Origin of the sequence: Nitratireductor sp. B36, assembly GCF_020833685.1 — a bacterium.
In the GTDB taxonomy this organism is placed as follows: Bacteria; Pseudomonadota; Alphaproteobacteria; order Rhizobiales; family Rhizobiaceae; genus Nitratireductor.
This window is the reverse complement of sequence record NZ_JACKZY010000001.1, coordinates 1,378,119-1,390,354: the sequence shown is the minus strand read 5'-3', so window position 1 is coordinate 1,390,354 and position 12,236 is coordinate 1,378,119. Positions and strand designations below refer to the sequence as shown.

General features: G+C 61.1%; 7 protein-coding genes. 6 read left to right on the top strand and 1 reads right to left on the bottom strand.

The annotated features are described in order from the left end of the window. From H7H48_RS06685 to H7H48_RS06660, 6 genes are all read left to right on the top strand, one after another. Positions 1–5,196, top strand: a 5,196-nt coding sequence (locus H7H48_RS06685; protein ID WP_229448019.1) for a DUF5801 repeats-in-toxin domain-containing protein, incomplete at its 5' end; no start/stop codon positions are given. Positions 5,197–5,313: 117 nt separating this feature from the next. Next, positions 5,314–5,670: a hypothetical protein gene (locus H7H48_RS06680; RefSeq protein ID WP_229448018.1), complete on the top strand. Its 357-nt coding sequence runs from the start codon at positions 5,314–5,316 to the stop codon at positions 5,668–5,670. 75 nt (positions 5,671–5,745) lie between these two features. Beyond that, entirely contained in the window at positions 5,746–6,864 is a 1,119-nt protein-coding gene (locus H7H48_RS06675) for an ABC transporter substrate-binding protein (RefSeq protein WP_229448016.1), read from the top strand. 400 nt (positions 6,865–7,264) lie between these two features. Then, positions 7,265–7,744, top strand: coding sequence for a (2Fe-2S)-binding protein (locus H7H48_RS06670; protein WP_229448015.1), 480 nt, complete (start codon positions 7,265–7,267; stop codon positions 7,742–7,744). Positions 7,745–7,757: 13 nt separating this feature from the next. Then, a complete protein-coding gene (locus H7H48_RS06665; protein WP_229448014.1) occupies positions 7,758–10,121 on the top strand; it encodes a xanthine dehydrogenase family protein molybdopterin-binding subunit in 2,364 nt (787 codons plus the stop codon). Positions 10,122–10,132: 11 nt separating this feature from the next. Then, positions 10,133–10,921: a xanthine dehydrogenase family protein subunit M gene (locus H7H48_RS06660; protein WP_229448013.1), complete on the top strand. Its 789-nt coding sequence runs from the start codon at positions 10,133–10,135 to the stop codon at positions 10,919–10,921. Between the two features lie 77 nt (positions 10,922–10,998). Here H7H48_RS06660 and H7H48_RS06655 read toward each other — a convergent pair whose 3' ends face one another. Further along, complete coding sequence (locus H7H48_RS06655) at positions 10,999–12,189, bottom strand: M20 family metallopeptidase (RefSeq protein WP_229448011.1); 1,191 nt, start codon at positions 12,187–12,189, stop codon at positions 10,999–11,001. Positions 12,190–12,236 lie beyond the last annotated feature (47 nt).

The following is a 12,236-nucleotide window of genomic DNA, read 5'->3' as shown; positions in this document are numbered from 1 at the left end:
ACCGATCAGGACGGCCAGAGCGCCAATGATGTCCTGTCGGTGAAGATCGTCGATGACGTCCCCGAGGCCATGGCCGATACGGACAGTGCCATCGAAGGTGGCATTGCGGACGGCAATGTCCTGACAGGCTCCGGCGGTTCGGACGCGAACGCGACGGATGGTGTCGCCGATAGTCAGGGCGCGGATGGCGCGAAGGTAACGTCCATCGTGGCCACCACGGCAGGCGGCAGCGCAACGAATGTGGGCACCAACACCGTGGTCAACGGCCAGTATGGCACGCTTACCATCTCCTCCGACGGCTCCTACAGCTACCAGTCCACACCGGGCGCTGTTGCGAGCGGTACCGTTCAGGACGTCTTCTCATACACGATCACCGATGCCGACGGCGATCCGTCCACCACCACGCTGACGATCAATGTCAACGACAGTGGTCTGGCGACGCCCGACTACACGGTCACGGTGAATGAAGCGGCGCTGGACCTCAACAAGGACGGTGACGATCTTGTCCCGGGAACGGTTACTGGTTCGCTGCCGGGCTCCACGGACGAGACCTCTGGCGGTACGGCCTCGGCGACCGGTGGCACCGGGCCTTACACCTACGCCCTGCAGACCGGCGGCAATGCGGTGACGGCGGGCGCCTATGGTTCGATCCAGGTCAACAGCGACGGCACTTATACCTACACGCTGAGTTCCAACTATCTGAACGCGACGGCCGATGACGGGGTTCAGACCATCAGCGGAGCCGAAAGCTTCACCTATGTTGCCACCGATGCATTCGGCAACACCACGACCGGGACGATCTCCATCGACATCATCGACGATGTGCCGAAGGCCGAGGCAGCGGTCGGCGAGACAGCATCGGTCGTGCTCGATGAGTCCGATGGAAGCGGCTCCGGCACGGACGGGATCAACCCCGGTCAGATTCAGGCCGGTGTCATCCAGAGCCTCTTCGCCACCCCCGATTTCGGGGCGGATGGCGCCGGCTCGGTGGCTTATTCGCTCTCCGCGACCGACGGCGCGGCGACCGGCCTTTGGCTGACAGGCCAGTCGGGTGCTGCGAATGAGATCATTCTCGTGAAGATCTCCGACACCGTGTACGAAGGTCGCGCCGGGGGGCGCGTCGACACGCCCGCCTTCACGGTTTCCATCAATGGCGCGACGGGCGCGGTCACGGTCACGCAGCACGAGACGCTGGAACACACTGTCGATGGCGGCCCGGGTGCGGCACATGACGATGCGCTCTTCCTTGGTGGTGCAGCAGCCATTTCTGTTGTGCAGACGGTGACGGATGCCGATGGCGACACGGCCACGGCGACAAGCGCCAGTGCGCTTTCGATCCGGTTCGATGACGATGGGCCGACGCTCATCGTCCCGGAAAATGCGGTTCTGAGCAACTCGGCCGGGACACCACAGGTCTTCAACCTGGATTTGGACGGGTCGGTCATCGACAATTACGGGGCCGATGGTGCCGGCACGGTACGGTTCACGGTCACCGAGGGGCAGGACAGTGGCTTGACCTCAGGGGGGCAGCCCATAACCTACCATCTCTCGGGAGATGGGACGGTTCTGACCGGCAAGATCGGCGGCGCCGGCGGAACCACCGTTTTTACGGTGACGCTTGACCCGGCAAACGGCACCTACTCGGTCGATATGGATGGATCGGTCGACAGTCAGTCCTTCGTTGATTTCAATGACGGTGGTTACGATTTCAAAGGTGGCAACGAACCATGGGCTGGCTTCTTTACGCCTGCCGACGATGGAAGCTCCGATCTGCTCCTGACGCCAATTCCCGCAGCTTCGTTCAACCCGGGCAACAATGGCGGCACGATGAACACCAACGCCAACAATGGTGGTGTTGGAACAGGAGGCAGCGTCGGCAACGGGGAGGGGGTCCGTCTGGACTTTGTGACGGACCTTGGTGGCAACAATGCGGGTACGGGGGATTATTCGGTTCCCGGAAACCAAGACCATACCTTCGATGGGCATTACACGACCAACGGCGCATCCATTGACTTTACGGGGATAAGCGGTCTTTCCGGCCAGTCCACCGTCCTTTTCCGTGCGTTTGACGACGACGACACCGGGCCGGTCGCCACTCAGGTTGGCGACGGCAGCCAGGAGGACATTACCGGGGTTGCAATATCGTACGGTGGTCAAACCGTGTTTGTCACGCCCGGCACTGCCCAACCGGTCACGGTGGGCGGGCACAACTTCACGGTCAACTTCATCGACAATGGCGGGATCCAGGAGGTGACGGTTGCTGGTGTCGTCAACAACACCTCGATCGCGACCTACACGGCAGATGGCTACAACAGTCTTGAAGCGCACTGGAGTGGTGGGCAACCGTTCAAGGTGGGCAATTTCGGCACCTCTGTTGTCAGCACCGACCCGGTCGACTTCAGCCTTCCCATCGAAATTGTCGATGGTGACGGCGATACGGCGGCAGCCCAGATCGGCATTCACCTCGAGCCGGACGCGCCCCCGACGGTGAGCGTGACGGATGGTGAAGTCGATGAAGCGGGGCTTCCCACCGGCTCTGAGGCCGGGATCGCGAGCATTGCGGATACAGGCACTTTTTCGATAACACTCGGCAGCGGCGACATGCTTTCCGTTCTGGAAGTGCAGAACGCAAACGGCGACTGGATTGACGTTACGGCCGCAACGGCCGGCAGCCCGGTGGATGTGGTCGGGGCGAATGGGACGTTGAGGGTAACGTCTGATGGAGCGGGAAACTATTCCTGGGCCTATGAACTCGACCAGAACTCGCCCGACCATCCGCAGAACCCGGACACCGGTACATCTGAAGGTGTCTCCGATGACTTTCACATTCGGGCGACGGACGACGATGGCGATGTTTCCGCCGTTGACACCCTGAACGTATCGATCCTTGACGACGGACCGACAGCGAAGCCTGACATGGCCAGTCTGACCCTCGGAACCGAGAGCTTCAACATCGCTTTCGTGCTCGATTTCAGCGGCAGCGTGAGCAACAGTGAACTCGATCAGATGCTCGATGCCGTGAAGGCCGCCGGGCAGGCGTTCTTCGCCGGCACAACGGGTGACGTGCAGATCGAACTGGTCGCCTTTTCATCGAGCGCTTTGTCTGCCCCGGGACCCTTCACGGATTACGCGTCTTTTGCTGCGCAGATTAACGCCTGGAATCCTGCTGAAGGCGGGTCGCGGCCCTACAATGGAGGCACCGACTTCACCGCGGCCATTGAGGAAACGATGGCGACCTTTACACCACTGGACGGTTACAACAATCAGGTCTTCTTCCTCAGCGATGGCAATCCGAATGAGCAGATCGGTGCCGGTGGCCATTCTCTGCTTGGCAGCACGCAGACCGCCTGGAACAACTTTGTTCAGGACAATGATGTGACGGTTCAGACGGTCGGTATCGGCAACAACATCGATGTCGAGCAGTTGCAGGATGTCGATGAGGCCGACGGTGACAATACGGTCGTTTCGGTCTCCGGTTTCGAAAACCTTGTCGACGCGCTTCTCGACCTCGCCAATCAGGTGAGCGTTTCCGGCAATCTCCTTTTGGGGGATGACAATGCTGCCGGCGGCGGCGACGATGACGGTTTCGGCGCAGATGGCGGTCGCCTTCATGCAGTTACGGTCGATGGAGTAACCTACACCTATGACCCGGACACCGATCAGATCGCGAATGATGGCGGTGAGCCGGTTCAGACAGGCAGCGATCTCGAGGTCGACACGCCGCTGGGTGGGGTGTTTGAACTCGATTTCCTGACTGGAAACTGGAATTTCCAGGCGAATGCGGGAACGGTGGCGGGGACCGAGACGTTCGATTACGTGATCATCGACAACGATGGCGACACCTCGACCACCCAGCTGACGGTGAATGTCTTGCCGCCACCTGAAATTGCTGATGATCTCGTCTTGACCAACATCACCGACTATTCCGCGATCAGCATCCCGATTAAGGCCTTGCTCTACAACGACGATGGGAAGGGCTCTCCACTCAACGTCACCGCGGCCCAGAATGCGCAGGATGGTCATGTGAACCTTCTCGATGGCGTGGTCTTCACTCCGTCCAGTGCTCCGGCATCTTTTGTCGATGAAGATTTCAGCGGCGGGCTGGGCGGCTTCTCGTACGAGGACAATCGCTACGCGGATCAATATTATCAGGCGACGGGGAGCGATGCGTCTGGCCAGAGAGAGACGGGCGGTATAGCGAACGATGGTGCGCTGGCCTTGTCCCTCGGAGGCAGTGGAAACGACAATCACCAGAATATGAACGGCGCATTCACGCGCTCGTTCAACCTCAACAGCACGACTACTTTGACCATTACATTCGATTACTACGCCTTCCTATCGGGACAGTCTGACAATACGGACGATGTCTGGGTGCTCGCCGACGTCGATGGGAACGCGTTTGGAACCGGCGGGGTGATTGATGAGCTCATTGGGTCGAGTTCGAGCAACTCCGATGCTCAGTCGACGGGCTGGCAAACCTTCTCAACGACAATAACACTGTCGCCTGGCCAACACACGCTGTCTCTCGGTGGGCTGATGACATCGAAAGAAAACGACAACGAATATGCCGAAGTCTACTTCGACAATGTTCGTGTCGAGTATGACCCGACTCCGGCATTCTCCAGCGGCGGGTTTGATTACACAGCTTCCACAGGAAGCGCCTCGGTTGATGGTCATGTAACGATCACCGGAGTTTCGGGCAGCTTCATCACCGGAACCGGCGCCGATGAGGTGCTCATCGGCAATGACGGCGGCTCGACACTGCTCGGTATGGGCGGGAACGATGTCCTTGTTGGCGGTGTCGGAGACGACGAACTCATCGGCGGCGAAGGTGCGGACCTGCTGATCGGAGGGGAGGGACGGGATACCTATGTCCTTACCGACATCGAAAATGCCGAGGACACGGTGGTGATCGATCAGTCGGCGCTGGCCGCGCTCGATCCGGATGCGATCATCGGTTTCGGATCGGAAGATGTGGTGGATCTCACGGAGCTCGTCGCTGTTGGCCCCGGGGAAAATGTCGCCGACTATGTCAGGCTCGATCCCGGTAATTCCGCGCAATTGCAGGTGGATGCCGATGGAACGGCCGGATCCGAGGACTGGGTGACGGTCGCCACGTTCGACGTGCCGCAGACACCCTCCACCATCAAGATCCTCTATGAGGATGACGGCAGTGATAATTCAGGCACGGTCTGAACGGAATGGGCCGGGGCGGCCGCCTGTTGGCGGCCGCAGGTTTGATAAGCCGGCTGGAAAGGTGTAATTTTCCGGTCAGGGAACACACCACGGGCGAGCAACGCCGAGGGGGGACCTATGAAAAAGCTCACTTTGGGATTTGCCATGATTGCAGCAACTGTTCTGGCCGGGCCAGCGCAGACTGCTGATCTTTCAGTCGGAGGGTATTGCCCGGTGGCGCAAAATGCTCGGCTCCTCTCCATCTCCAGCAACGCGTCACTCACGGATGAGGTCATCCGTCTGATGGATGAGGCCGTGGCCGTTGCAGATAGCCCGCAATGGATCAATTCGGCACGCCCCGCCTTCGTCTGGGCATCCGAAGCCAAGGTCGCCTGTGGCAAGGCTTATGGCTATCTGCAATCCGAATATCGGGACGAGGATTATCTGAACAAATGCGAGTGTTTCCACGCCCGCATGGTTCGCTACATGTATTGATCCTGTTGATCCGGCTCCTAGATGAATTTGACACGAGACCTGCGCTCTGAGCACCGTGCAAACGGGCGCTTTTCCATGAGACTGGCGCGGTCAGTGGCGCTAAGTGCCGCTCTTGCCCTTGCAGCCTGCCAGTCTTCGGGAGTTGATGATGCGCTGAAGGTGGAAGACGCCAGCGTCTCTCCTTCCGCCGCGGGCGTCGAAACGGTCGGCTCCGGACCAGTGACAATCGGCATGGTGACAAACCTTGCCGGCGCGGCCCGCGCCTCGGAGCGTGACTACCGAGACGGTGCCAAGCTTGCCGCCGAGCAGCTTGGCGGTGATCAGGTTACACTTGCTGTTTACACGGCCCGGCCCAATGCTGCCGATACGAAGAAGGCCGTAGAGACCCTCATTGAACGCGGCGCCAGGATCATTATCGGCCCCTCTCAGGCGAACCTCCTGAGTGCTGTCCCGGCGGGCGGCACCACTCCACCGGTTATTGCGCTGGTGCCAAACGGGGCGCCGCGCAAAACGGGTTTTTTTGCGTTCATGTCGGATGAAGTGGATAGCAGTGTCGAAGCCGCCGCTTACGCAATCGGGGCCGGCCACAGAAACATCGCTGTCGTGCACCCAGCCAACGCGGACCCCGCAACGCTGGAAAGGCTGCAGGCAGGCATCAAGGCGGAAGGCGGCAACATCGTCGCAAATGTGCCTGTCGCAACCAACTCCACCAGTGAAATGGCGGGCAAAGCTGCACGGCTTCAGGCTGCCGATGCTCTTGTCCTTGCACCCGGTTTGAAGGCACCGGCAGCCACTTTGGCCGCGCTGCGAGCAACTGGCGCGCTGCGAGAGAACGCGCTTGTCCTTTCAACGCCGCAACTGTCGCCTGGCCCTGCGGTCGCGGGTGTACTCATGTGCCGCGTCGACCAGCTCTCGGTTGGGAACATCACCGAGCATTTCCGAAGCAGATATGGCAGGGCAATGAGCAAGGACGCCGCCTATGGGTTTGATGCTGCAGCGCTCGCCATCGGCATTGCCAGAGCCAGAGGCGCTGCCGGTTTGACGGTTTCCACCCTGACCGCAAAATCCGGTTTTCGTGGCCTGCTCGGTTCATTCCGCTTCACCGCCTCCGGAGCGGTGGAGCGCAATTGCTCCATTTATCGTGTCGAGGGCAGTGCTTTCAAATTGCAGGATCCTGCTCCCGAAGGCTTCTGATCTTGCATTCTTCTTGGTCTATACCTGAATGGGCCTTGGCTTTCGCCGAAAACCCCGCTTAAATGACCCTAGGGAGTGAACTGGTTGAAGCTTTCGGCTGGCTGGCGCGGTCGCAGGCTAACGCGGGAGGCGTGGCTTGGCGGTTTTTGTTCTCGTTGTCGGCAAATGCGCTGCGCCGGGTGCGCGGACGCGGTGCCTCATAGGGTGCCTCAACTGGCGTAGGCGCTATCCAACTTCATACAGCCTATCGGATTTTTTCGTGTTGACGCGGTTTCTGCTGCGTCAATCCACGACCGGATTGTCGTGCACCTTCGCTTATCCATTTGAAGGAGCAGGACGCATCGCAACCTAGGACGCTGTTTCGCATCCGCGGAATGAGCCCGAGGCAAGGGAGGAATACATGACCGAAATCTCGATGACCGTGAACGGCAGGGCAGCGCGTGCCTCTGTGCCGGACAACACACTTTTGGTGGATTTCCTGCGCGAGCAACTACGCCTGACGGGCACACATGTGGGCTGTGACACGAGCCAGTGTGGAGCCTGCGTCGTTCACGTCAACGGGCGGGCGGTGAAGAGCTGCACAATGCTGGCAGCATCCGCTGAAGGCGCGGAAGTCACCACCATTGAGGGGCTTGCCAATGGCGAACTCCATCCCATGCAGGCGGCGTTCAAGGAAAATCATGGGCTTCAATGCGGCTTCTGCACGCCGGGCATGATCATGTCGGCGACCGACATGGTGGCCCGCTACAGGGCGGCCGGCAAGGAGCTGACCGAAGAGGCGATCCGCCACGAGCTGGAAGGCAATATCTGCCGCTGCACCGGCTATCACAACATCGTCAAGGCCATTCAGGATGGCGCGGCGAAGATGGCTGCGAGCTGAGGGAGGAAACGAGATGAGCGAACAAGGCATTGGCGCCCGGGTCCTCCGTAAGGAAGACAAGCGCTTCATCACCGGCAAGGGCCGGTACACCGACGACATCCGCAACGAACGGCAGGCCTATGCGGCCTTCGTGCGCAGCCCGCACGCGCACGCAAAGGTCAAGTCCATCGACAGCGCGGAAGCGGAGAAGATGGACGGTGTGATTGCTGTCCTCAACGGTAAGCAATTGACGGATGATGGTATCGGCAATCTCATCTGCGGCTGGGCCGTGAACTCGAAGGACGGGAGCCCCATGAACATGGGAGCGTGGTCCGCGCTCGCCACCGACAAGGTGCGCTATGTGGGCGATGCCGTGGTTCTCGTCGTGGCCGAAACGCAGGCCCAGGCACGCGCTGCCGCAGAAGCCGTGGAGGTCGATTATGAAGAACTCCCGGCCGTCGTGCATGCGGTCGATGCGCTGAAAGGTGGTGCACCGCAGGTTCATGAGAATGCGCCCGGAAACCTCATCTTCGACTGGGGTCTGGGCGAAGAGGCAGCCGTCGACAAGGCGCTTGCCGGCGCCGCGCACGTTACGGAGATGAAGATCCTCAACAACCGCCTGTCGCCGAACCCAATGGAGCCGCGTTCGGCAATCGCCACCTATGACGAGGCGGAAGACCACTACACGCTCTACACCACTAGCCAGAACCCGCATGTGGCGAGACTGGTGCTCTCCGCCTTTTATCAGGTCGCGCCAGAGCACAAGCTGCGTGTCATCGCCCCCGATGTCGGCGGCGGCTTCGGCTCCAAGATCTACATCTACCCAGAGGAGATCGCCTGCCTCTGGGCGTCCATGAAGACCAAACGTTCGGTCAAATGGACGTCAAGCCGGTCCGAGGCGTTCCTCACCGACGCGCATGGCCGCGATCATGTCTCCACGGCGAAGATCGGCTTCGATGCGCAAAACCGCATTGTCGGCCTCAAGGTCGACACCATCGCCAATCTCGGCGCCTATATGTCGCTGTTCTCTTCGGCTGTGCCGACCTATCTCTATGCGACTCTTCTTTCGGGCCAGTACGACATCGCCAACATCTATTGCAATGTGCGCGCGGTCTACACCAACACGGCACCGGTGGATGCCTATCGCGGCGCTGGCCGCCCGGAAGCCTGCTATCTCGTCGAGCGCATCATGGAAACGGCAGCACGCGAACTGGGTGTCGATACGGCAGAGCTACGCCGCATCAATTTCATCCGCCAGTTCCCGCATGAAACGCCCGTGATCATGACTTATGATGCGGGCGACTTTGCCGGCAATCTCGATCAGGCGCTGGAGGCGGCTGATTACAAGGGCTTCCCTGCCCGTCGCGCGGAAGCGGCCAAACGTGGAAAGCTGCGCGGCATCGGGCTCGCCTCCTATATCGAGGCCTGCGGCATCGCGCCCTCGGCGGCGGTCGGTTCGCTGGGCGCTGGCGTCGGCCTTTGGGAGAGTGCCGAGGTGCGGGTCAATCCCGTCGGCACTATCGAGGTCCTGACCGGTAGCCACAGCCACGGGCAGGGGCACGAAACCACCTTTGCCCAGGTGGTGGCGGAGCGTTTCGGTCTGCCCATCGACAACATCCAGATCGTGCATGGCGACACCGACAAGGTACAGTTCGGCATGGGCACCTACGGTTCGCGTTCCGGCCCGGTCGGCATGTCGGCCATCGTCAAGGCGCTCGACAAGGTGGAAGCCAAGGTCAGGAAAATCGCCGCCCATGTGCTGGAAGTCTCCGAAGACGATCTCGTCATCGAGAATGGCGAGGTGAAGGTGGCCGGCACCGACCGGTCCATGGCCTGGCACGAGGTTGGCCTTGCGGCCTACACCGCCCACAACCTGCCTGCCGGCATGGAACCGGGGCTGAAGGAGGGCGCGTTCTACGATCCTGCAAACTTCACCTTCCCTGCCGGCACCTATGTCTGCGAAGTGGAGGTAGACCCCGAAACGGGCGAGACGAAAATCGTCCAGTTCGTCGCTTCCGATGATTTCGGCACCATCATCAACCCGATGATCGTGGAGGGTCAGGTGCATGGCGGCATTGCGCAGGGCGTCGGCCAGGCGATGCTTGAAAACGTGGTCTATGACGAGGACGGCCAGCTCCTGTCGGCCAGCTACATGGATTACACCATGCCGCGTGCCGACAATGTGCCGAGCTTCGCCATTCACCACCATTCCACCAAGAGCCCGTCAAACCCGCTCGGCATGAAGGGCTGCGGCGAGGCGGGCGCCATCGGCACACCGCCGGCGGTCATCAACGCCATCACGGATGCAATCGGCAACAATGATCTCCAGATGCCGGCCACGCCGCCGCGCGTCTGGGCCGCGTTGCAGGCCGCTTCGACAAAGATCGCGGCAGAATAGGGAGGCCAGTTATGTATGATGTAACCTATCACCGTGCCGCAAGCGTCGACGATGCGGCGGCTAAATTCTCTGCCGCCTCCGACGGGCAGTTGCTCGCCGGCGGTCAGACCCTGCTTCCTACCATGAAGCACCGCCTGGCCGCCCCTTCGGACCTCATCGACCTGCGCGGCATCGCAGATCTCGTTGGCGTGAAGATATCGGGACGCAAGGTCACCATCGGTGCCATGACCACCCATGCGGCGGTCGCCGAAAATGCCGAACTCGCAAAGGTCTGCCCGGCCATCGTCAAGCTGGCCGGCGGCATCGGCGATCCCGCTGTGCGTCATCAGGGAACCATCGGCGGCTCCATCGCCAACAACGATCCGGCGGCAGACTATCCGGCGGGTCTTCTGGCGCTCGCAGCCACGATCCACACAAACCGGCGCGAGATTGCCGCGGGTGATTTCTTCACCGGGCTTTTCTCCACGGCGCTGGATGAGGGTGAGATCATCACCGCCGTCAGCTTCGAGGCTCCGGAGGCCTGCGGCTACGCAAAATTCCCCAATCCAGCCTCGCGCTACGCCATGACCGGGGTCTTCGTGGCCAAAGCTGGTGGCGCCGTGCGCGTTGCAGTCACGGGAGCCGGATCGGATGGCGTGTTCCGCCATGAGGGGCTGGAACAGGCGCTCTCGAAGGACTGGTCTGCCGCGGCGGTGGACGGGGTGAAAATCTCGGCTGACGGGCTCATGTCCGACATCCATTGCGATGCCGCCTACCGCGCCAATCTGATCCGGGCGATGGCCAAACGCGCGATCGGCTAAACAGGAAGCGGAAGCAGCAAAGCCCGGGCAGTTGCCCGGGCTTTGTCGTGGGATAACAGAGATTGCCCGAGGCCGGTTCAGCGCTTCATCAGGTCGATGGCCGCCGCCGTGATGGCCTTCACCGCCGTTGGAATACACGCCTCGTCCAGGTCGAAATCGCTGCGATGGAGCATCGTCTTTCGGTCCTTGAGACGCGAGCCGATCCTCAGATGAGCGCTTGGCACACGGGTAGAAAACTCCGCGTAATCCTCGCTGCCCATGGAGCCCTGCGGCAGTTCGATCACCTTGTCGTCGCCGATCATGCGTCGTGCGGTCTCAAGCACAGGCTGCAGGATGTCGGGATCGTTCACCACAGGCGGAACGCCGGTCAGGAAGGTCGGCTCGCAGGTCACCCGGTGCGTGAGCGCGATGCCTGCGCAAACCCGCTCGATGGCCGCTTTCACTGCCTCGCGTACGGCGGGGTTCTGGCTGCGGGTCGTGCCTTCTAGCGTCACACTGTCGGGGATCTGGTTGCGTGCCGATCCGCCCTTGATCGAGCCGATGGTCACCACAGCGGCTTCCAGTGGGGCGATCTCGCGGGCAACGATCGTCTGGAGCGAGGAAACGAGGTTGCCGGCAGCAACGATGGGATCGACCGCAAGGTGCGGGTGCGCCCCATGGCCCGACTGACCGGTGATGGTGATGTCGAACGGGTCTGTGGAAGCGAAGGCTGTCTTCGGATGATAGCCGATCGTGCCGCCGTCGATCAGCGGCCAGTTGTGATAGCCGAGCATGATGTCGGGTTCGACCCACTCGAACAGGCCGTCCTCCAGCATGGCGCGCGCGCCGCCCAACCCTTCCTCCGCCGGCTGAAACACCATCAGAGCCCGGCCCGGCAGAGCATCTGAAAGGCGTGCCAGCACTTCGCTCACACCAAGCGCAATGGCCGTGTGTGCGTCGTGCCCACAGGCGTGCATCTTGCCCGGGTTGCGCGATTTATATTCCGGCGAAGCGGTTTCTTCGATCGGCAGCGCGTCCATGTCGCCACGAATTCCGATCGTCTTGCCGTTGCCCTGTCCGATGGTGGCTGCGACACCGGTTTTTCCGATGCCGGAGCGATGATCGACTCCGAGACGTGTCAGCTCCTGCATGACCAGCGTCGAGGTCTCGTATTCCTCGAAGCCGAGCTCCGGATTGGCATGGAGCTGCCGGCGGATTTCGATCAGGCGCGGTGTGATCTCGGCTGTGATCTCTTCAATGCGCGCGCGCAGGTTTTGCTCTTCACTCATGGCTGGGCTGCATTCCTCGAAAAGTAAAAAATGGCCGGCGCAGCCTG